Origin of the sequence: Dactylosporangium sp. CA-139066, from assembly GCF_050936175.1 — a bacterium.
Classification (GTDB): domain Bacteria; phylum Actinomycetota; class Actinomycetes; order Mycobacteriales; family Micromonosporaceae; genus Dactylosporangium.
Window position 1 is genome coordinate 5,295,001 of record NZ_JBNJNH010000001.1, and the last position, 22,295, is coordinate 5,317,295.

The following is a 22,295-nucleotide window of genomic DNA, read 5'->3' on the forward strand; positions in this document are numbered from 1 at the left end:
TCATCGGCGGCGCCGCCCCCACCTTGAGGCATTGGGCGGACCGACCGCCTGGGTGATCTCCGTCCGGAGCGCCGCCGCGAGCCGATGACCGCCCTCCGCGCTGTGCCGCACGTCGCCCGATGGCCGCAACTCGTGACCGCGGGCACGTTTCCGGCGCGTTCTCGGGGGCACCCGAATAGAGACACCGCAAGGAGGTTTGCCATATGAGTACGGTCACCGAGTCCGTCGACGTGCACGTCCCGGTGCACACCGCCTACGACCAGTGGACCCAGTTCGAGTCGTTCCCGCAGTTCATGAGCGGGGTCGAGTCGATCCGGCAGATCGACGCCCGGCACACGCATTGGGTGACGAAGATCGGCGGCGTCCGGCGCGAGTTCGACGCCGAGATCACCGAGCAGCACCCGGACGAGCGCATCGCGTGGAAGAGCACCGACGGTGACACCCCGCACGCGGGCGTCGTCACCTTCCACCGCCTCGGCGACACCGACACGCGAGTGACGGTGCAGCTGGACTGGCAGCCGCAGAACCTGACCGAGAAGGCCGGCAGCGCGATCGGCCTCGACACCATGCAGGTGAAGGCCGACACGAAGCGCTTCAAGGAGTTCGTCGAGCAGCGCGGCGAGGCTACGGGCGGGTGGCGCGGTGACGTGCCGGGTCCCGGCACCGAGCCGGGCACCGGCACCGGCACCCCGTCGGGTTACGAACGGCCGAGCACCGGCACCCAGCCGGGTTCCGGCACGCAGCCCGGCTCCGGCACGCAGCCCGGCTCCGGCACGCAGCCCGGCTCCGGCACGCAGGCCTACCCCGGCTCGCAGCCCGGTTCCAACCAGCCGTACCCCGGCCCGAAGCCGGGCCCCGGCACGCAGCTGTAACAAGTACCGCGAGAAGAATGGCCCCGGCTCCGGCCGGGGCCTTTTTCGTCTGCAAATGCTTGCGATCTTGGTAGCAGAAATTGCAGCAACCCATTCCCGGAATTGACGGCGAAATCGTACGGCCCGGCGGCCGGCCGCGGCGGACGGCCAGCCAAAACGCCCCGTAAGCGGCCAGTCGTGCCGGTAAACGGCTTCCCGAAAGCCGTCGAGTTTTTGCAACAAACTCTGGACTTCTGGCGCGGGCGGTCGTACTGTCTGCGACACGCAATCAATGCGAAAACCAAACACACCCCTCCCGAAACCGGTCTACCCGAAGGGATTGATCGATGTCGATAAAACTGCTGCGCGTCGCGCTGGCGGTCGGGCTCGCCGCCGGCCTCGCCGCCTGCGGTGACAGCAAGGACGACGCCGCGTCCGGCGACGGCAGCGCGACGATCACGGTTGACTGCCCGCCGCAGAAGACCGACAACAACGGCAAGTCGCTGGAGCTGTGGAACGCCGACGTCGCCGCGTTCCAGAAGGCGCACCCGGGCGTCACCATCAAGACCGTGTCCGTCGGCAGCCAGTGCGACAACCCGCCGGACTTCACCGCCCGCCTGCAGGGCGGCACCCAGGCCGACATCTTCTACGGGTACATGACCGACCTCGACCAGGTGCTCGACGCCGGCGCCGCCGAGGACATCACGAAGTACATCACCCCGGAGACGATCCCCAACTGGGACAAGGTGCTGCCGGCCATCAAGGACCCGTTCGTCGAGAACGGCAAGACCTACGGCATCGGCTACGCCGGCTACGGCCTCGGCCTCGTCGTCAACAAGAACCTGTTCAAGCAGGCCGGCCTCGACCCGAGCAAGCCCCCGGCCACGTGGCAGGAGGTCGCCGCGGCGGCCAAGAAGATCAGCGCGCTGGGCAACGGCATCGCCGGCTACCAGGAGTACAGCGCGGGCAACACCGGCGGCTGGCACTTCTCCGCCGCCCTGTACTCCCGCGGCGGCTCGGTCGTGAGCGACGACGGCAAGAAGGCCGCGTTCAACAACGACATGGGCAAGGCGGTACTGCAGAACCTGCACGACATGCGCTTCACCGACAACAGCGTCGGCGACAAGCAGCTGCTGCAGTGGGCGGACCTGCTCACCAACGCCGGCGCCGGCAAGGTCGGCATGTACGTCGGCGCCCCCGACACCATCAAGGCCATCGTCACCCAGTTCAAGGGCAAGTACGAGGACTGGGCGATCGGCCCGATGCCCGGCGACAACGGCCCGGCCAAGGCGACCCTCGGCGGCGGCAGCGGCTACTTCTTCAAGAAGGGCCTGAGCCCCGCGCAGATCAAGGCCGGCCTGCAGTGGCTCGCGTTCGAGGAGTTCACGCCGGGCCAGGGCCAGTTCAACTACTCGGCCCAGAAGGACATGGGCGTGCCGGTCGGCCTTCCGGAGCCGCTGATCTGGAAGCCCGGCAGCGACGTGCAGCAGCAGGACGACCAGCTCAAGAAGGCCAGCAGCAACCTCAACCTGGCCGACTACGCGCCCTACGCCGCCAGCCCGGTCACCATCAAGGCCGAGCCGCCGCGGGCGCAGGCGATCTACGCCGTGCTCGACGCCGCGATGTCCGCCGTGCTGACCCAGCCGGGCGCCGACATCAACGCGCTGCTGGGCACGGCCGAGCAGAAGGTCAACACGATCCTCTCCCAGGAGTCCTGAGTGGACGGCGCGGTCCGGCTCGACAGCGCGGTGCGGCCGGCCCGCGCCCTCCCGAAGACCCAAAGCCTGCGGCAGCGCCGCCTGGTGCACAACCTGACCGGGCACGGCTTCCTGATCGGCGCGGTGGTGTGCTTCGCGGTCTTCTCGTGGTACCCCATGGTGCGCGAGATCGTCATGAGCTTCCAGCGCACCCGGCGCGGCGAGACCACCTGGGTCGGCTGGCACAACTACGTGCGGCTGTGGCACGACCCGAGCTTCGCCGCCGCGTGGCGCAACACGCTGACGTTCACGCTGCTGGCGCTGCTCATCGGGTACGCCCTGCCGTTCCTCATCGCCGTCCTGCTCAACGAGCTGCGCCACGCCCGCGGGTACCTGCGGGCGGTGGTGTACCTGCCGGTCATGCTCCCGCCCGCCTCGGCGCTGCTGCTGTTCCGCTACGCCTACGACCCGGGCCAGGCCGGCATCTTCAACTACCTGCTGCACGCGGCGCACCTGCCGACGTCGCAGTGGGTGCAGTCGACGAGCATGACCCAGCCGTCGCTGGTCATCGCCTCGACGTGGATGAACGTCGGCAGCTCGATCCTGGTGTACCTCGCCGCGCTGCAGAACATCCCCGGCGAGCTCTACGAGGCCGCCGAGCTCGACGGGGCCGGCATCCTGCGCCGGCTGTGGCACGTCACGGTGCCGCAGACCCGGCTCATCCTGTCGCTGATGTTCCTGCTGCAGGTCGTCGCGACGATGCAGGTGTTCATCGAGCCGCTGATCCTGGCCGGCGGGGCCGGCGTGGAGGACTCGGCGACGTCGGTGGTCTACCTGATGTACCAGCACGCGTTCAAGCAGAACGACCTCAACGGCGCCGCCGCGCTCGGCGTCATGCTGATGGTCGTCCTCGCCGGCTTCTCGGTCGCCTACGCGCGGCTGAGCCCGAAGCAGGACTAGGGGGCCCAGCCCATGCCCAGAGACACCGCCATCGACACCGCCGCCCGCACCCTGATCTCGCCGGCCCGGCTGCGCCGCCCGGCCGCCCGCCGCGCCTACTGGACGATCGTCGTGCTCGTCGTCGTGCTGTTCACCGTCGTGTTCACCGGGCCGCTGTACTGGATGATCACCGGCGCGCTGAAGTCCGGCCCCGAGGTCGCCCAGGTCCCGCCCACGCTGTACCCGCAGCACCCGCAGCCGGGCAACTACGGGGAGGCCTGGACGGCGCTCAGCCTGGGCCGGCTGCTGCTCAACACGATGTGGTACGCCTTCGGGGCCCTCGCCTTCCAGCTGGTCTTCGACGTCGCCGCCGCGTACGCGTTCTCGAAGCTGCGCCCGGCGTTCGGCAACGCGCTGCTCGGCCTGATGCTCGCCACGCTGATGATCCCATCGACGGTGCTGGTGATCCCGCAGTACGTCACCGTCATCGACCTGCCGCTGGTGCACTGGAACATGCTCGACTCGCCGTGGGCGATCTGGCTGCCCGCGGTCACCAACGCCTTCAACATCTTCCTGCTCAAGCGGTTCTTCGACTCGATTCCGCAGGACCTCATGTCGGCGGCGGCGATCGACGGCGCCGGCCCGATGCGCACGCTGTGGTCCGTGGTGCTGCCGATCTCCCGGCCGATCCTCGGCGTCGTGTCCATCTTCTCGCTGACGGCCATCTGGAAGGACTTCCTGTGGCCGCTGCTGGTGGAGCCCTCGGCCGACAACCGCACCGTCAACGTGGGCATCTACGCCTTCTCGCAGGGCCTCACCCAGAACGTGGTGATCGCCGGCGCCGTCATCGCCGCCGTGCCCACCGTCGTGTTCTTCCTCATCTTCCAGAAGAACATCATGTCCGGCCTCACCACTGGCAGCCTCAAAGGCTAGTTGGGACTCTTCTCATGGCTCATTCCGCGATGCCGCGTGCCCTTTTCACGGTGGCCGCAGTCGGTGCCGCCGTCCTCGTGCCGAGCACCGCCGACGCGCGCCCCGCGCCGCCCGGCGCCGACGTGCCATTCACCACCTACGAGGCCGAGTCGGCCGCCACCAACGGCGCCCGCATCGGCCCCGGCAACGCCTTCACCCGCATCGAGGCCGAAGCCTCGGGCCGGCGGGCGGTCGCCCTCAAGGCCGGCCAGTACGTCGAGTTCACCCTCGCCGAGCGCGCCGACGCCGTCAACGTGCGCTACTCCGTCGCCGACGGCAGCCCCGACGCGCCGCTGCACGTGTCCGCGGGCGGCCGCTCGCTCACCGACCTGACGCTGACCGCGCGCTACTCGCACGTCTACGGCAACTACCCGTACACCAACGACCCCGCGGACGGCGGCGAGCACCACTACTTCAACGACGTCCACGCCCTGCTCGGCCGCACCCTGCCGGCCGGCACCCGGGTCCGGTTCACCGCCACCGCGCCCGTCGTCGTCGACCTCGCCGACTTCGAGCAGGCCGGCCCCGCCCGCGAGATGCCGGCGGGCTACCTGAGCGCGGCCGGCTTCGGCGCCGACCCGACCGGCGCCGCCGACTCCGGCCCGGCCATCCAGGCGGCGATCGACGCCGGCGCCGCCCAGGGCCGCGGCGTGTGGCTGCCGGCCGGGACGTACCAGGTGCATCGGCAGCTCGTCGTGGACAAGGTCACGGTCAAGGGCGCCGGCCCGTGGTACACCGTGCTGCGCGGCTCCGGCGTCGGCGTCTTCGGCCGGTTCGCGCCCACGCCGAGCAGCGACGTGCACCTGGCCGACTTCGCCATCGCCGGCGACACCACCGTCCGCGACGACTCGACCTCCGACAGCGGCCTCGGCGGCTCGCTCGGCGGCGGCTCCACCGTCGACAACGTGTGGATCGAGCACACGAAAGTCGGCATGTGGTTCGACGGGCCGGTGGATGGGCTCACGGTCAGCCACGCCCGCGTCCAGGACACCATGGCCGACGGCATCAACCTGCACAACGGCGTCAGCCACACCACGATCCGCGACACGTTCGTGCGCAACACCGGCGACGACGGCATGGCCATGTGGTCCGACGCCAACGCCGACCACGACAACGCCTTCGTCCACGACACCGTCGCCGTGCCGCTGCTGGCCAACGGGTTCGCCGTCTACGGCGGCCGCGACAACGCGGTCACCGACAGCGTGGCCAGCGACGCGGTCACCCAGGGCGGCGGGATCCACGTCGGCAACCGGTTCGGCGCGGTACCGCTGTCCGGCACCACCACCATCGCCCGCAACGTGCTGCTGCGCGACGGCAACCTCGTGCCCAACGCGCCCGAGGAGATCGGCGCGCTGTGGTTCTACGCCGCCGACGCCCCGATGACCGGCGCGATCGACGTGCACGACGTGTCCATCGTGGACAGCCCGTTCTCGGCCGTGCAGTTCTACGGCAAGGCGATCAGCAACGTCACCCTCGAGCGGGTCGCCATCGTGAAGGCCGGCACGTTCGCGGTACAGCTGCAGGCGCCCGGCTCGGCGAAGTTCACCGCGGTCGTCGCCACGGGGGTCGGCGCCGCGGGCCGCTACGACTGCGCGAGCGGCTTCAACGTCGTGCGCGGCCCCGGCGATGCCGGCTGGTCGTCCACCCGGTGCGGCTTCCCGCCGGCCGGCGCGCTGCGGCTGAGCGCCGGCACGCTCGACTTCGGCCAGCAGGCCCTGCACGCGACCGGTTCGCAGCAGCTGACGATCGCCAACCCCGGCCCCGACCCGATCACGATCCGCGCGGTGCGGGCCACGGACGGGTACACCGTCGGCGGCTTCTGCGCCACGATCCCGGTCGGCGGCTCCTGCACCGTGCCGGTCGCGTTCGCCCCGGCCCGCGCCGGCGTCTACAACGGCAAGCTGACGATCGACAGCACCTCACCCGCCGGCCCGTACGTCGTCGCGCTGCACGGCGTCGGCTTCGACCCCGACGGCAACCTGGCGCTGGGCCAGCAGATCACGTCCAGCTCCCAGGCGCTGTCGTGGCTCGGCCCGGCCAACCTCGTCGACGGCGACCCCGGCACGTACTTCGAGAGCGCCAACAACGCCTTCCCGCAGACCGTCACGCTCGACCTCGGCGCCGCCCGGTCCGTCGACCGGATCGTCCTGCGCCTGCCGGCCAACTGGGGCGGCCGCGCCGAGACCATCGCCGTCGCCGCCGACGGGGCCGCCCTCGTCCCCGCCGCCGACTACGAGCTCAACCCCGACACCGGCAACGCCGTCACGATTGCGTTCCCGGCGACCACGGTGCGCACCCTCACGCTGACCTTCACCGGCAACACCGGCTGGCCGGCGGCGCAGCTGTCCGAGCTCGAGGTCTACGCGCACTGAACCTTCTGAACGGAGGACACCCCATGCACCGCAGACGCCTGATCGCCGCCGCCGCGGCGATGCTGGCCACCGCCGCCGCCCTCGTCACCCTGCCCGCGGACGCCGCCACGTCCATCCTGCAGGCCGAGTCGGCCACCCTGTCGGGCGGCGCCGCCGTCGCCACCGACCACGCCGGCTATACCGGCTCCGGATTCGTCGCCGGATACACCGACTCGCACAAGGGCACGGCCGCCACCACGTTCACGGTCGGCGTGGCGTCGCGGCTGGACCTGCGCTACGCCAACGGCACCGGCTCCACCATGACGCTGTCCCTGTATGTCAACGGCACCAAGCTCCGCCAGATCCAGCTGCCCGCCACCGCCAACTGGGACACCTGGGCGACCGAGACCGAGCCGGTGTCGCTGACCGCCGCCGGCAACACGGTCGCGTACCGCTTCGACAGCACCGACTCCGGCAACGTCAACCTCGACAGCCTGACGGCGTCCTCGGTCACCTCCAGCGGCCTGGAGGCGGAGTCGGCGGCGCTGTCCGGCGGCGCCGTCGTCGCCACCGACCACAGTGGATACACCGGGTCCGGGTTCGTCGCCGGCTACACCGACGCGAACAAGGGCAGCGCCGCGACCACGTTCACGGTCGGGACGGCGGCGCAGCTCGACCTGCGCTACGCCAACGGCACCGGCTCCACCATGACGCTGTCCCTGTATGTCAACGGCACCAAGCTCCGCCAGATCCAGCTGCCCGCCACCGCCAACTGGGACACCTGGGCGACGGAGACCGAGGCCGTCTCGCTCACCGGTTCCAGCAACACGGTCGCCTACCGCTTCGACAGCACCGACTCCGGCAACGTCAACCTCGACAACCTCACCGCCGGCGGGACGCCCCCGCCCGTCGACGGGCAGCTCTACGACAACGGCTTCAGCTCCGGTGGGCGGACCATCTACAGCGTCAGCGTGCCGGCCGCCGGGAACTACGCCGTCGGCGTCCGCTACACCAACACGACGGGGTCGGCGCGGACCCTTTCCCAGTACGTCAACGGCATCAAGAGCGCCCAGGTCAGCCTGGCCGCCGGATCGGGGACCCTCACCGCGTCGCGGACCGTCGCGCTGCGGGCCGGGCTGAACCTCGTCGGCTGGCAGGCCGACGCCGGCGACACGGGCGGCGTGTCCGTCAGCGGCGTCACCGTGACCGGGGGAGTGGCGCTCGCCGCGCGGGGCGCCACCGTGCCCTACACGGAATACCGCGACTTCGCCACCAACGGCGCCAGGCTCGCCGCCAGCCGCGCGTACCTGACGATGGCCGGCGAGGCGACCGGGCGCCAGGCCGTCCAGCTCACCTCGACCGGGCAGTACGTGCAGTTCACGCTCACCAAGCCGGCCAACGCGCTCACGATCCGTTACTCGATTCCGGACAGCGCCGACGGGGCGGGGATCACCGCGCCCATCGCCCTCTACGCCAACGGGTCCCGCGTCCAGGACATCAGCCTGACGTCGCGCTACTCGTGGGTCTACGGCGCGTACCCGTACACCAACGTGCCGGGCCAGGGCTCCGCACACCACTTCTTCGACGAGACCCGGGCCCTGATCGGCAACTGGCCGGCCGGGACGGTGCTGAAGCTGCAGAAGGACGCCTCCTCCACCGCCTCGTCGTACACCATCGACGTCGTCGACGCCGAGCAGGTCGCGGCCGCCTACACCATGCCGGCGAACTTCGTCTCCGTGACGAGCTCGGGCGGCGACGACACGAACGCGATCAACGCCGCCGTCTCGTCGGCCCGCTCGGCCGGCAAGGGGGTGTGGCTGGCGGCCGGCACGTTCAACATCTCCTCCCGCATCAACCTCGCGGGCGTCGCGGTGCGGGGCGCCGGCCAGTGGTACACCACCGTGAAGGGCAACAACGGCAAGGGCGGGCTGTTCGCCACCGGCTCGGGCGTCACCATCGCCGACCTGACCATCGCCGGCGACGTCACCTACCGCGACGACGCCAACTTCGACACCGGCATCGAGGGCAACTTCGGCACCGGCTCGATCATCTACGACGTGCGCATCGAGCACACCAAGGTCGGCATGTGGATCGACTCGGGCACCAACGGGCTGTACGCCGCCGGGGTCCGCATCGCGAACACGTTCGCCGACGGCGTGAACCTGCACGCCAACGTCCAGAACACCCGGGTCGACCAGTCGACGGTGCGCAACACCGGCGACGACGCCCTGGCCATGTTCTCCGATGGCACCGCCGTCACCGGCTGCTCGTTCACGTTCGACACGGTGTCCTCGCCGCTGCTGGCCAACGCGGTCGGCATCTACGGCGGCAACAACAACACGGTCGCCGACAGCCTGCTGTCCGACACCGTGACCGGCGCCGCCGGCATCGCGGTGAGCAGCCGCTTCGGCATCCCGTTCAGCGGACCGACCACGGTCGCGCGCAACACGCTGACCCGCACCGGCGGTTACGAGCCGAACTGGCAGACGAACCTCGGGGCGCTGTGGGTGTACGCCGACCAGTCCGACATCACCACCCCGGTGAACGTCTCGAATCTGTCCATCGTGGACAGCACCTACCAGGCGGTGCTGCTCAGCTACGGCCACCGCATCGGCAACCTGCTGCTCGACCACGTGAGCATCGCCGGGGCCGGCACGTGGGCCATCGACGTCAACAACGTGACCGGTGCGGCGACGGCCAACTACGTCACCGCGACCGGCACCGCCGGGCTCAACAACCCCGGCGGCTTCACCATCACCCGCGGCCCGGGCAACTCCGGCTGGTAACCCTTTAACCATTGGAGATCAGTTCCATGCGTGCGAACGGCTGGTGGCGCACCGCCGCCATCTACCAGATCTACATCCGCAGCTTCGCCGACGGCGACGGGGACGGCGTCGGCGACCTCGCCGGCCTCCGGGCGCGGCTGCCGTACCTGCGGGACCTGGGCGTGGACGCGCTCTGGCTGACGCCGTGGAACGTCTCCCCGATGGCCGACGGCGGCTACGACGTGGCCGACTACCGCGACATCGACCCGCTGTTCGGCACCCTGGCCGACGCCGAGGCGTTCGTCGCCGAGGCGCACGGCTACGGCCTGCGGGTCCTCGTCGACCTCGTGCCCAACCACTGCTCCGACCGGCACCCGTGGTTCCGGGAGGCGCTCGCCGCGCCTCCCGGTTCCCCGGCCCGGCAGCGGTTCTGGTTCCGCCCCGGCCGCGGCCCCGGCGGCTCGCTGCCGCCGAACGACTGGCGCTCGTACTTCGGCGGCCCCGCGTGGACCCGCGTCGCCGACGGCGAGTGGTACCTGCACATGTTCGCCCCCCAGCAGCCGGACCTGAACTGGGAGCACCCCGAGGTCCGGGCCGAGTTCGAGGACGTGCTGCGCTTCTGGTTCGACCGCGGCGTCGACGGCTTCCGCATCGACGTCGCCCACGGCCTCATGAAGACGCCGGGCCTGCCGGACGTCGGCGCCTCCCCGGACCCGGCGGACCTGCCGTACCAGGACCACGACGACGTCCACGAGATCTACCGCGCCTGGCGCCGCATCGCCGACTCCTACGCGGACCCGCGCGTCTTCGTCGGGGAGGTGTGGTTGCCGACGACGGCGCAGTTCATCCGGTATCTCCGCCCCGACGAGCTGCACTCCGCGTTCAACTTCGAGTTCCTGTGCTGCGCCTGGGAGCCCAACGCGCTGCGCAAGACCATCGACGACACCCTCGACACGCACCGCCTCGTCGACGCGCCGCCCACCTGGGTGCTGTCCAACCACGACACGATCCGGCACGTCACGCGGTACGGCCGCGAGGACACCACCTTCGACCTGGGCAACCGCCGCCACGGCAGCCCCACGGACCTGTCGCTGGGCCGCCACCGCGCCCGCGCCGCGGCCCTGCTCACCCTCGCCCTGCCCGGCGGCGTGTACGTCTACCAGGGCGACGAGCTCGGCCTGGAGGAGGTCGAGGACATTCCGCTGGAGCGGATCCAGGACCCGACGTGGGAGCGCTCGGAGCACACGGACCGCGGCCGCGACGGCTGCCGCGTCCCGCTACCGTGGACCTCGTCCGCCGCGCCGTTCGGCTTCTCGCCCTCGCCGGCGTCCGCGGAGCCGTGGCTGCCGCAGCCGGCGTCGTGGTCGGCCCTGTCGGTGGCCGCCCAGGAGCCCGATCCCGCTTCAATGCTGCAGCTGTACCGCACGGCACTCGCCCTTCGCCGTTCCGCGCTCGTATCCCTGCCGCCGGACCTCACGTGGCTCACGACGGACGACGGCGTCCTGGCGTTCCGCCGCGGCGACGGCTTCGCCTGCGTGCTGAACCTCTCGACGGCCCCGTCCCGGCTCCCGGACCACACCTCGGTGCTGCTGGCGAGCGCTCCGGTCACCGGCGGCTTCCTGCCGCCCGACGCCTGCGCCTGGCTCGCTCTCTAGTCCCGTCCCAGCGCGCCCGGCCACGGTTGTGCAAGAACCGTGGCCGGGCGCGCAAGTCTTCGCAAGCCGCGCTCCGCGAGCGCTAGGCGGGGCAGGCGGCCGTCGAGTCGCGGACGATCAGTTCCGGCTCGAAGAGCTCCTCCTCGAGCGTAACCGGCCGCCGTTCGATCTGTGCGACCAGGGAGTTCACCGCGGCCACGCCGATCGCGGCGATCGGCTGGCGGACCGTGGTCAGTGGCGGGTCCATCATCGGCATGTACACCGAGTCGTCGAAGCCGACCACCGACAGCTGCTCCGGCACGCGCAGGCCCTGCTTGCGGGCGCCGCGGATGGCGCCCAGGGCCAGGGTGTCGCTGGCGCAGACCGCGGCCGTCGCGCCGGCCGCCAGCAGTGGGGCGATCGCGGTCTGGCCGCCGGCGATCGAGAACATCGTGTGGGCGACCAGGCGCTGGCGGTCGGGGCCGTCGACCAGGCGGCGGAACTCGGCCAGCTTGCGCTCCGACGGGACGTGGCCGCGCGGGCCGACGATGAGGCCGATCCGGCGGTGGCCGAGCTCGCGCAGGTGGGTCAGGGCGAGGTCCACCGCGACCGCGTCGTCGACCGCCACGCGGGGCACGCCGAGGTTCACGTCGGCCTCGTTGATCAGCACGATCGGCAGCTTGCGGGCCCGCAGGGCCTTGGTCTGCTCGGGGCCGGCGTCGGCGTAGCTGGCGCCGACGAAGATGATGCCGGCGACCTTGCGGGCCAGGAGCATCTCGATGTAGTGGGCCTCCGACACGCCGTCCGCGGTGCGGGTGCACAGGACCGGGATGAGCTGGCGGCGCACCAGGGCGCCGGCCATCGCCTCGGCGTAGGCGGGGAAGATCGGGTTGTGCAGGTCGGGCAGGACCATGCCGACGAGGCTGCCCAGCTCGCGGCGGTGGCGGGTCGGGCGCTGGTAGCCGAGCACGTCGAGCGCGGTCAGCACCGCGTTGCGGGTGTCCTCGCCGATGCCGGGGACGTCGCGCAGGACGCGGCTGACGGTCGCCTCGCTGTATCCGGCGTACTTCGCCACCTCGGAGAGCCTCGTCGCCACGGGCCTCATCCTAGGCGCAAGAACCGACGCTGTCACTGCAAGAAGTTGCGCTCAGGGTCGGGGTAGAGGCGTACCATTTGCCGGATTGTGGCGCCCATGTACGCCACCAGCTCCGGCGGGGACACGACCTGCGCGTCGGCGCCGAGGCGCAGCAGGCCGGCGGCCGCGTGCGGGACGCTCTCGAGCGGCACCGTCGCCTGGCGCCAGCCGTCGGGGTCCGGCGGGCCCAGCGTCGAGCGGGCCAGGCGGGTGGCCCGCGGGCCGAGGACCTCCGGGAGTGCGGCGAGGCCGGCGGGGGAGAGGCGCACGGTCGCGACCCGGGCCTCCTCGGCGCTCTCGTACCGCTCCACGTGCGCCCGCCAGAACTGCGCCAGGTCGAAGGCGTCGGGGCGGGCGAAACGCTCCGGCAGCGTCTCGACCGCCAGGACGGCCGAGACGCGGTAGGTGCGCGGGTCGGCGTCGCGGGCGGCGATGAGGTACCAGACGCCGGCCTTGAGGACCAGGCCCAGCGGGCGCAGGCGGCGGGTGACCTCGCCCGGCTCGGGGGCCCAGCGGCGGTACCGGATCTCGATCCACCGGTCCTGCCAGAGCGCCTCGGCGATGGGCAGCAGGTGCGGCACGGCGTCCGGCTCGCGGTACCACCCGGGCGCATCGAGGTGGAAGCGCTGGCGGATGCGGCGGGAGGCGTCGCGGTACGGCGTGGGCAGCGCCGCCATCAGCTTGAGCTCCGCCGCGGCGACCTGCGCGCCCAGGCCGAGCTCGGCGGCGGGCTGCGGCAGGCCGGTGAGGAACAGCGACTCGGCCTCGTCCGCGGTCAGGCCGGTCAGCCGGGTGCGGTAGCCGTCCATGAGCTGGTAGCCGCCGGTCGGGCCGGGCTCGGCGTAGATCGGCACGCCGGCCGCGGCGAGCGCCTCGACGTCGCGGTACACGGTGCGGGGCGTCACCCCGAGCTCCTCGGCGAGCCGGGCGGCGCTCAGCCGGCCGCGGTTCTGCAGCAACAGCAGCAGGGAGACCAGCCGGCTCGCGCGCACCCCCTGACAATAGATGTCAGGGGTACCGCCTCAGGGTGTGCGGCATGAACGACTTCGACTTCCTGATCGGCCGGTGGAACGTCGCCAACCGCCGGTTGCGCACCCTGTTCGCGGGCAGCGACGACTGGTACGCCTTCCCCGGCGTCGCCACCTGCCGGCAGATCCTCGACGGGGGCGGCAACATCGACGAGATCGAGTTCCCCACGCTCGGCAGCAGCGGGCTCACGCTGCGGCTGTTCGACGTCGAGCGCAAGGAGTGGTCGATCTACTGGGCCTCCAGCCGCACCGGGCTGCTGTACCCGCCGGTGGTCGGCACGTTCAGCGACGGCCGCGGCGACTTCTACGGCGACGACACCCACGAGGGCCGCCCGATCCGGGCGCACTTCGTCTGGTCCGCGATCACCACCGACTCGGCCCGCTGGGAGCAGGAGTTCTCCGCCGACGGGGGCGAGACCTGGGAGCCGAACTGGATCATGGAACTCACGCGATCCGCCTGAAACCGGCCCCCAACCGCCGCCGCACCCGCGCTGCACCCCCGCCCGGCGACGCTGGACTTCGTGAGGGCGTCCGCAACGATGGTGAGCGCAGGGCCGGCCCGGGCGCACGCCTGGTGGTGGTACCTGCTCGCCGGCGTGCCGCTGGCGCTGCTCGCCCCGCGGCTGCCGGCCGCCGGCCAGGAGCTGTCGTACATCGCCGGCGCCGGTTCCGCGATCGTCATGGTCGTGCGCGCGCTGCGGCGCGGCCGGGCGACCCGGCGGCGCACCTGGATGCTGCTGGCGGGCGCGATGGGCTGCGCCACGGTGGCGAACATCTGCTGGGCCGTCGACGTCGCCCTCGGCGGCCCGGGCGCCGGGATGGTGCCCGTCGAGGCCATGTACTTCGCGATGTACCCCGTCATCGCCGCCGGGCTGCTCAGCCTGCCGGCGACGAACCGGTACGGCTCCAAGCTCGCCGGGTTCACCGAGGCGGGCATCGCGCTGTGCACCGCCGTCGTGGTCACGTGGGTGCTGCTGTACGACCCCTTCATCCGCGACCAGCCGGGGCACACGGTCAGCCTGAACATCACGCTGTACCCCCCGCTGGACCTGCTCATCCTGGCCACCGCCGTGCGCATGGTGGTCGCGACCGGCACCCTGCGCGGCACCCACCTGCTCCTCCTCGCCGGTACGGCGAGCCTGCTCACCGCCGACGTGTCGTACTTCGTGTCCAACGCCCTCGGCGGCTCCTGGGCCGGCCCCGGCTTCTCGGTCTTCTGCTGGACCATCACCTACTTCTTCGTCGGCGCGTCGGTGCTGCACCCGTCGGCCGCCGCGCCGCCCGCCCCCGCGCGGCCGTCCTCGTCGATGTGGATGACGGTGGTGTACGCCATCGTCGTGCTCATCGGCCCCGCAGCGGCCGTCTACTCGCTGCTGCTGCAGGTGCACCGGGGCGGCTTCGACTCGCTCGACGTCATCGTCCCGCTGGCCCCCGCCGCGGTGACGGCGGTGCTGCTCGTCGTCCGCCTCGGCCACGCCGGCCGCGCCGAGCTGCGCCGCTCCCTCGACCTGCAGGACGCGCTGCACCAGCAGTCGCAGATGCAGGCCCTGCTGCGCCACCACGCGCTGCACGACGCGCTCACCGGCCTGCCCAACCGCCGCCTGCTCGACGACCGCCTCACCGACATGCTGCGTCCGGGCGCGGACCCGCGCCGCCGCGGCGTCGCCGAGGGCGACGGCGGCGGCCTGGTCCTGTTCGACCTCGACGGCTTCAAGGACGTCAACGACCGCTTCGGCCACCCGACCGGCGACGCCCTGCTCGTCGCGGTCGCCCGCCGCCTGGAGGCCCTCCTCGACCCGGGCGACACCCTGGCCCGCCTCGGCGGCGACGAGTTCGCGCTGCTGTGCCCGCGCGCGGACGCCGCCGAGCTGCTCGAGCGCGGCGAACGCATGCTCGTCGCCCTGCGCCGGCCGGTCGAGGTCGGCGGCGCCGAGCTGTTCGTCTCGGCCACGGCCGGCGCCCGCCACTTCACCGCCGCGACCGGCGCCACGACGGTGCTCAGCGACGCCGACGTCGCCCTGTACGCCGCCAAGGCCGCCGGCAAGGACCGCGTCCTGCCCTTCGACGAGCAGCTGCGCGACGAGCAGCTGCAGCGCAGCCGCACCGCCGAGCTGCTGCGCGCGGCCCTGGCCGCCGACGAGCTGGCCGTGCACTACCAGCCCATCGTCGCCCTCGACGGCCAGCGCATCGTCGGCGTCGAGGCCCTCGTGCGCTGGTACCCGCCCGGCGGCGCCCCGATCGGCCCGGACCGCTTCATCCCGGTGGCCGAGGCGAGCGGCCTGATCGTCGCCCTGGGCGACTGGGTCCTGGCCCGCGCCTGCCGCGACGCCGCCTCGTGGCACGCCCGCACCGGCGCCGGCGTGAGCGTCAACGTCTCCCCGCGCCAGCTGGCCGAGCCGGACTTCGTCGCCCGCGTCCATCGGGCCCTGGCGTCCTCGGGCCTGCCCGGCCCCGCGCTGACGCTGGAGATCACCGAGGGCGTCCTGGTCGGCGCGGGCCCCCAGGCCGAGCAGACGATCGCCCACCTGACGGCCCTGCGCGCGATCGGCGTCCGGGTGGCGATCGACGACTTCGGCACGGGATACTCGTCGCTGGCGTACCTGCGCGACCTGCCCATCGACATCCTGAAGATCGACCGCTCGTTCCTGCCCCACCGCTGCGACGACGTGCCCGGCCAGACGGCCCTGGTCCGCGCGATCGTCGACCTGGCCCGCAGCCTGAGCCTGACCACGGTCGCCGAGGGCGTCGAGACGCCCGAGCACGCGGAACTGCTGCGCAGCCTGGGCTGCGACCGCGGCCAGGGCTACCTGCTGGGCCGCCCGTCCCCGGCCGCCACGATCGACGACGCCCTCACCCGGAGCCTGACCCCCGCGTAGGCAACCATGACCTGCGCAGCGGCTACGACGGAGCGTGGGCGGTGCTGTCGCGGACGACCAGGACGGCGTTGCCGTAGCGGACGCTGCGTGGCGGGTGGCCGTCCAGCAGTTCGAACAGCAGGCGGGCCGTGCGCATGCCGTAGTCGGTGATGTTGCGCTGCAGGACCGTCAGGGCCGGGTGGACCAGCTGGCACAGGGGTGAGTCCTCCCAGGCCAGGATCGACAGGTCGTGCGGCACGGTGATGTGCATCTCCGCCGCCACGCCCAGGCCGGCCAGGGCCATGAGGTCGTTGTCGTAGACGATGGCCGTCGGGCGGGCCGGGGCGCTGAGGATGCGGCGCGTCGCCTGGGCCGCGGCCTCGCCCGTGTAGTCGGCCGGGACCGTCGCGACCTCCAGTTGGGTCGTCGCCGCGGCCAGGGCGGCGGTGCGGGCGGCGGTGTGGGCCAGGGCCGGCGGGCCGCTCACGCGGGCGATGCGGCGGTGGCCCAGGGCGGCCAGGTAGCCGGCGATCTTGCCGGCGCCGGCGTGCTCGTCGGTCGACAGGTTGGCCAGGCCGGGCAGCTCGCCCGAGCCGCCGGCGACGACCGCGGGCAGGCCGAGGTCCAGCAGGGCGGGCAGGCGCGGGTCGTCGGTGTGCAGGTCGCCGAGGATGACGCCGTCGACGCGGCGCTCGGCGTGCCAGCGGCGGTAGATGGCGATCTCCTCGGCGAGGTCCTCGACGAACTGCAGCGCGAGGCCGTAGCTGCGCGCGTACAACTCCATCTGCAGGCCGGCGATGAACTGGCGGCGGAAGACCTCGCTGCGCAGCTGCGGCGGCGTGCGGCGCAGGACCAGGCCCGCGACGTCGGCGGCGGCGCCGTGCAGCGCGACCGCGGCGCGGTGGGCGGTGAAGCCGAGCTCCTCGGCGACCTCGCGGACGCGCTCGCGCAGGTCGTCGGAGACGCCGGGGCGGCCGTTGAGCGCGTACGACACGGCGACCCGGGACACGCCGACGCGCCGCGCGATGTCGCTCATCGTCGGTCGCCGCGCCCCCGCCATCCGGACAGCGTAACCGGTTCAGTGCAGGCGGGCGGTACTGCCGCGCGGGCTCAGGTGGGCGGGCGCGCCGAGCGTGCTGGCCACCGGCTCCCCGGCGATCGCGGCGAGCAGCAGGCGGGCGGCGCGCACCCCGTACTCGCCGATGTCGCGGCTCAGCGCGGTCAGCGGCGGGTGCAGCAGGCGGCAGACCGGGGAGTCGTCCCAGGCGACGATCGACAGCTCGGCGGGCACGGCGATGCCGAGCTCCTTGGCGACGGTCAGGCCGGCCACGGCCATGATGTCGTTGTCGTAGATGATCGCGGTCGGGCGGTCGGGTCCGGTGAGCAGCCGCCGGGTGGCCCGCGCGCCGGACTCGCCGGTGTAGTCGGCCGGCACCGTCGCCGCGCCGGTCAGGCCGAGGCGGGCGGCGACCTCGTCGAACGCGGCGGTGCGGATCGCGGTGTGGGCGAACTCGGCGATGCCGCCGACGCGGGCGATGCGCCGGTGGCCCAGCGCCGCCAGGTACTCCACCGCCTCCACCATCGACTGCGCGTCGTCGGACCACACGCTGGGCAGCGCGCCGCTGGCGTCCGGCGGCCCGATGACGATGGCCGGCACGCCGAGCTCCTCCAGGGCGGGCACCCGCGGGTCGCCGGTGCGCACGTCGCAGACGAGCACCCCGTCGACGCGGCCCTCGCTGAACCAGCGGCGGTGGTACGCCAGCTCCTCGTCGCGCCCGGTGGCCATCTGCAGCAACAACGCGTACGACTGGCGGGACAGCTCCTGCTCGAGGCCGCTGATGAGCTCCATGAAGAAGGGCTCGACGCCCAGCGTGCTCGGCGAGCGCTGCAGCGTCAGCCCGACGACCCGGGCCTTGGCCCCGGCGAGGGCGCGGGCGTTGCTGTCGGCGTGGAAGTTGAGCCGGTCGGCGACCGCCAGGATGCGCTCCCGCGTCGCCGGGGACACGCCGGGGCGCCCGTTCAGCGCATACGAGACCGCGCCCTTGGACACCCCGGCCTCGCGGGCGATGTCGGCGATCGTCGGTCGCTTCACCCGGCGATGCTAACCCGCGGCCGGGTTGCGCGGCCCGTCTACGGTCGGGTGACGGGCCGCGGCCGGTCGTGACGAGGGGTACGACCGGCTGGCCCGGAATTTCGTGGTTACCGGTCCAGCAGCTCGGCGGTCAGGTCGGCCGGGCGGTCCCACAGGGCGCGGGGGAGGCGGGCGTTGCTCGCCGTCCACAGCATCGTCAGCCGCGGCGGGCCCGCGGGCGCGTCGAGCCCGACCATCGGCCGGGACTGCTGGTTGAGGCCCTTGAGCCCGAAGAGCGCGATCGGCTCGCCGGCCGGGCGGCGGGCCGATCGCCGCTCGTCCTGCCAGGACCGGTACGCGGCGGCCAGGCGCCAGGGCGCGCAGCCGGGCAGCTGGGCGTACAGCGTGCGCACCCACGTCTCGGTGTAGCGCGCGTGCGAGTAGTCGACCGGGTAGCCGGCCAGCAGCGCGCCGATGTGCGCGTCGACCTCGACCCCGCACAGGGTCAGCGCGTCGAGGACCTCGTGCCGGTCGAGCAGCTCGGCGATCGGGGCGACGGCGGCCGCGTCCGGGGCCTGCCAGCGCCGCGCCGGCGGGGCGTCGCGCTCGCCGGCGCGCCACAGCCACGGCAGCCGGTCCCAGCGGTGGTCCTGGTTCGCCCCGATGAGCCCTTCCACGCGCACGACGAGCGCGTCGCCGTCGGCCCGCGCGGCCAGCCACGGCCCGCGCCTGCTCAGCGCCGTGCCGTCGCCCTCGAGCGCGACGACGGCGGTGCGGCCGTAGCGGCCGTTGCGGTCGCGCGGGAAGTGGTAGCAGAGCAGCTCGGCGTCGAGGTCGGCGGGGACCCGCTCGGCGTCGGCCTCGATGCGGACCCGGGCCTTGCCGGCGCGGCGGGCCTTCGCCTGCCGCGCGAGGACCGCGCGGCGCCTCGGGTCGGGGCGCGGGGGCGTGCTGCGGAGGGTTTCGCGGTACCCGTGCCAGAGCCGGATCGCGTCGAGGACCCCCTCCTCGGTGGCGACGTGGCGGCGCGGCGCCCACATCGGCCCGGCGCCGGCGGCGTCGAGCGTGGTCACCTCGAAGACGAGGTGCCCGGCGAGGTCGTCGTACTCGAGGTCGACGTCGCGCACCCACATGCGCCCGTCGGCGGAGAACCCGCCCTCGCCGGGCGGCAGCGTCGGCCGCGCGCCCACGACGGTCACCTGCATCCGGCCCGGGCCGCCCACCTCGGGCACGACGAGGCCGGTGAGCCCCTCGGGCACCGAGCCGTAGAGGTCGTAGTACGGCACCAGCTCGCCGAAGGCCGCGTCGATGCCGAGCTCGCGCAGCCGGGCCGCCACGCCCTCGAGGCGCCGGGCGCGCTGCGGGCCGTACCGATCGACGGGCTTGGACACGCGGCCATCCTGCCACAGCGGCCCTTCATGGAACCGGGTGGAACACGGGCCCAGGGCCACCGGATGAGACCGGCTACTTCGGCGTGGTCGGCGAGTCGAGCCAGGTGTTGATGAGGGACGTGAAGTCCTTGCCGGTGTGCTGGTTGACGAACGCGATGAACGACGCCCGGTCCTGGGTCGTGCCGCGGTTCTTCTGTGCCCAGTCGGTCGCCAGCGAGAAGAACGCGGCGTCGCCGATCTGCTTGTGGATCTGGTGCAGCATGAGGGCCGGGCACATGTAGACGTTGCTCTCCGCGAAGCTGTCCGCCCTGGGCTTGCCGGGCGGCCCGAGGTTCTTGCGCAGCCGGGCGTCGACGCCGCGGGCCCAGTCCTCCCACTGCTTGGCCGTGACCTTGTCGCGCTCGTTGGTGTACAGGTGCTGCGCATAGCTGGCCCAGCCCTCGTTGAGCCAGAGGTCGTTCCAGTTCGTCGGGGTGACCGCGTCGCCGAACCACTGGTGGGAGTACTCGTGCAGCAGGTCGGCTTCGAAGCCGGACTTGAAGTTGGCGTCGCTGCCGTAGTCGGGCAGCCCCATGGTGATCATCTGCTGCGTCTCCATACCCGAGACCGACGGCACCATGAGCACGCCCGCGCTGTCGAACGGATACGGGCCGAAGTGCTTCTCCAGCCACTCCAGGTACTGCGGCGACTTGCGCAGGTACGGCAGCGCCTTGTCGTCGGGGCCCTGCCGGTACCAGTAGGTGAGCGGGATCCCGTGCGGCCCGGTCGCCGTCTCCTTCTGGTACTTGCCGACGGCCAGGGTCGTCAGGTAGCTCGCCACCGGCTCCGTCGCGGAGTACTTGAACGTGTTGCCGTCCTGGCTCTTCAGCGTGCCGTTCGCGATCGCCGACCAGCCCTCCGGCACGGTCACCGCGATGTCGTACAGCGCCTTGTCCGACGGCTGGTCGTTCGCCGGATACCAGGTGCCCGCACCGTACGGCTCCTGCATCGTCCACAGCCCGCCGTCCTTGGTGACGGTCAGCCCGAGCGGCTCGACGTCGTCGCGGTGCGACGGCATCGGCACCGTCGCCGGCGTCCCGTGATACTTCACCACGAGCGTCGCGAACGCGTCCTTGGCCACAGCTGCGGCCACGGTGAGCTTCGTGCCGGCGACGGTACCGCTGGTGGCCGCCCCGTTCAGCGTCACGCCGTCGATCGCGTAGGCCTTCGAGAAGTCGAGCTTCACCTCGCTGAGATCGGCCGCGGCGCGCAGTTGCAGCGTCGCCACCCCGTTCAGCGTCTTGCTGTCCGGCTGCCACGCCAGCTCGAGCCCGTAGTGCAGGACGTCGACGCCGGGGTTGCCGTAGTTGGCGTACATCGGATCGGCGACCGGCGTGGAACGGCCCGCCGCCCACACGCTGTAGTCGGGCCCGGCCGGGCCGGCGGAGACGCCGGGCGCGGCGCTACCGCCGGCCGCGGGTTGCGGTTTGCTCTCGGTGCACGCGGCGGTCAGCAGGACCGCGGACAAGACGAGGGGGAGCCAAGATCGACGCACGGGGCAGACCATACGGGACCGCGCCCCGCCGCGATGCCCGGTGACAGCGAACCCGGTCGATGTCCTACGGCGCCGCTGCGGCGGAGGACAACCACCGCTCCAGCCCGGCGGGAGCGGTGGTCACAACACGGGCACGGCCCTAGTGGGCCGGGTCCAGGGTGCCGGCCTCGATGCTGCGCTGGGTGGGGATCGCGCTGGCCGGCCGGGGGTCGTCGTGGGGCTCGGCGGTGCCCTCGATGTCCGGGTCGACCTGGGGCTGGTCGACCCACAGGGCGCGCAGCTGCGTCTGCATGAACGACGTCAGGCGCGAACGGTACTCCCGGTCGAACCGCTCCAGCGACTCGATCTGCTGCTGCAGGCCCTCGCGCTTGGCGGCCAGGCTGCCGACCACGTCCTGGTAGCGCATCTCGGCCTGGTGCTTCATGTCGTCGGCGCGCTGAGTGGCGATCTTCACGATCTCGGCGGCCCGCGCGCGGGCGTCGGCGAGCAGGTCGTCGGCGGCCTGCTCGGTCTTGTCGGCGTGGGCGCGGGCCTCCTGCACGATGCGGCTGGCGTCGGCGCGGGCCTGGCCCAGCACGTCGTCGGCGTCCGCGCGCATGTCCTCGGCGTGGGCCTCGGCCTGCTGGACGATGTGGTCGGCGGCCGCCCGGGCGTCGTTGATGATCCGGTCGGCCTCCTGGTGCGCGTTCGCCACGTGCTCGTCGGCGGTGCGCTGGGCCATGGTCAGCACGACGAGGGCGTCGCGCTGGGCGTTGGCCGCATTGGGTGCGGCGTGGCCACCGGGGGGACCGTCCATCGGTCCCGGATGCATGGGCATCGGCTGCGGGGGCGGCGTGTTCGGAACCCCCTTGAAACGGCCTCGTATGCCGTCGTCGGCCATGGACGACCTCCTTACCTAGGCTCGTGCACGCTACCAGCGCAAAGACCGTCGCGCGCGGGTCGGAGACTGTCGCTCATCCGGCAGCGCGAGCGGCCCGGCGGACACCGGCGACATATGCGACATAGGCGGCGGAGGCCTCGGTTGCAAAACGTTTGGAAGGCCGAAATGCGTAGAACCTCCGATGAGCCTGGA

15 protein-coding genes and 1 pseudogene are annotated in these 22,295 nt (G+C 72.4%); 9 read left to right on the forward strand and 7 right to left on the reverse strand.

Annotated features, from left to right (window positions below; translation table 11 throughout):
• Nucleotides 1–203 precede the first annotated feature (203 nt).
• From ACQEVU_RS24270 to ACQEVU_RS24300, 7 genes and pseudogenes are all read left to right on the forward strand, one after another.
• Nucleotides 204–659 (forward strand): annotated as a pseudogene (locus ACQEVU_RS24270) (SRPBCC family protein); the annotation flags it as partial.
• Between the two features lie 539 nt (nt 660–1,198).
• On the forward strand, nt 1,199–2,569 hold the full coding sequence (locus tag ACQEVU_RS24275; RefSeq protein WP_433327239.1) for an ABC transporter substrate-binding protein: 1,371 nt from the start codon (nt 1,199–1,201) through the stop codon (nt 2,567–2,569).
• Nucleotides 2,570–3,508 carry a carbohydrate ABC transporter permease gene (locus ACQEVU_RS24280; protein ID WP_433327241.1) on the forward strand — a complete coding sequence of 313 codons (939 nt, stop codon included), beginning with the start codon at nt 2,570–2,572 and terminating at the stop codon, nt 3,506–3,508. It abuts the gene before it with no gap.
• Nucleotides 3,509–3,520: 12 nt separating this feature from the next.
• Complete coding sequence (locus ACQEVU_RS24285) at nt 3,521–4,420, forward strand: carbohydrate ABC transporter permease (protein WP_433327243.1); 900 nt, start codon at nt 3,521–3,523, stop codon at nt 4,418–4,420.
• A gap of 50 nt (nt 4,421–4,470) precedes the next feature.
• Nucleotides 4,471–6,831, forward strand: a complete 2,361-nt coding sequence (locus tag ACQEVU_RS24290; RefSeq protein ID WP_433327245.1) for a choice-of-anchor D domain-containing protein — start codon at nt 4,471–4,473, stop codon at nt 6,829–6,831.
• A gap of 23 nt (nt 6,832–6,854) precedes the next feature.
• Nucleotides 6,855–9,596, forward strand: a complete 2,742-nt coding sequence (locus tag ACQEVU_RS24295) for a carbohydrate-binding protein (protein WP_433327247.1) — start codon at nt 6,855–6,857, stop codon at nt 9,594–9,596.
• 26 nt (nt 9,597–9,622) lie between these two features.
• Nucleotides 9,623–11,230 carry a glycoside hydrolase family 13 protein gene (locus tag ACQEVU_RS24300; protein ID WP_433327249.1) on the forward strand — a complete coding sequence of 536 codons (1,608 nt, stop codon included), beginning with the start codon at nt 9,623–9,625 and terminating at the stop codon, nt 11,228–11,230.
• A gap of 82 nt (nt 11,231–11,312) precedes the next feature.
• Here ACQEVU_RS24300 and ACQEVU_RS24305 read toward each other — a convergent pair whose 3' ends face one another.
• Together ACQEVU_RS24305 and ACQEVU_RS24310 are read right to left on the reverse strand one after the other, a co-directional pair.
• A complete protein-coding gene (locus ACQEVU_RS24305; protein ID WP_433327251.1) occupies nt 11,313–12,314 on the reverse strand; it encodes a LacI family DNA-binding transcriptional regulator in 1,002 nt (333 codons plus the stop codon).
• 23 nt (nt 12,315–12,337) lie between these two features.
• The gene (locus ACQEVU_RS24310; protein ID WP_433327253.1) at nt 12,338–13,336 is read right to left on the reverse strand and encodes a helix-turn-helix transcriptional regulator; all 999 of its coding nucleotides are present in this window, start codon (nt 13,334–13,336) and stop codon (nt 12,338–12,340) included.
• A 44-nt stretch (nt 13,337–13,380) separates the two neighbouring features.
• Between ACQEVU_RS24310 and ACQEVU_RS24315 the strand changes: the two genes are divergently transcribed.
• Complete coding sequence (locus tag ACQEVU_RS24315; RefSeq protein ID WP_433327255.1) at nt 13,381–13,833, forward strand: hypothetical protein; 453 nt, start codon at nt 13,381–13,383, stop codon at nt 13,831–13,833.
• Nucleotides 13,834–13,893: 60 nt separating this feature from the next.
• Entirely contained in the window at nt 13,894–16,248 is a 2,355-nt protein-coding gene (locus ACQEVU_RS24320; RefSeq protein ID WP_433327257.1) for a putative bifunctional diguanylate cyclase/phosphodiesterase, read from the forward strand.
• A 22-nt stretch (nt 16,249–16,270) separates the two neighbouring features.
• On the opposite strand, the gene ACQEVU_RS24325 is transcribed toward ACQEVU_RS24320, so the two are convergent.
• The 5 genes from ACQEVU_RS24325 to ACQEVU_RS24345 all read right to left on the reverse strand — a co-directional run bounded on the left by ACQEVU_RS24325 (nt 16,271) and on the right by ACQEVU_RS24345 (nt 22,019).
• A complete protein-coding gene (locus ACQEVU_RS24325) occupies nt 16,271–17,263 on the reverse strand; it encodes a LacI family DNA-binding transcriptional regulator (protein WP_433327259.1) in 993 nt (330 codons plus the stop codon).
• 42 nt (nt 17,264–17,305) lie between these two features.
• Nucleotides 17,306–18,319, reverse strand: a complete 1,014-nt coding sequence (locus ACQEVU_RS24330) for a LacI family DNA-binding transcriptional regulator (RefSeq protein WP_433327261.1) — start codon at nt 18,317–18,319, stop codon at nt 17,306–17,308.
• 107 nt (nt 18,320–18,426) lie between these two features.
• Complete coding sequence (locus ACQEVU_RS24335) at nt 18,427–19,689, reverse strand: hypothetical protein (RefSeq protein WP_433327263.1); 1,263 nt, start codon at nt 19,687–19,689, stop codon at nt 18,427–18,429.
• A 73-nt stretch (nt 19,690–19,762) separates the two neighbouring features.
• A complete protein-coding gene (locus tag ACQEVU_RS24340; RefSeq protein ID WP_433327265.1) occupies nt 19,763–21,223 on the reverse strand; it encodes a M1 family metallopeptidase in 1,461 nt (486 codons plus the stop codon).
• Nucleotides 21,224–21,362: 139 nt separating this feature from the next.
• On the reverse strand, nt 21,363–22,019 hold the full coding sequence (locus ACQEVU_RS24345) for a DivIVA domain-containing protein (protein WP_433327267.1): 657 nt from the start codon (nt 22,017–22,019) through the stop codon (nt 21,363–21,365).
• Nucleotides 22,020–22,295 lie beyond the last annotated feature (276 nt).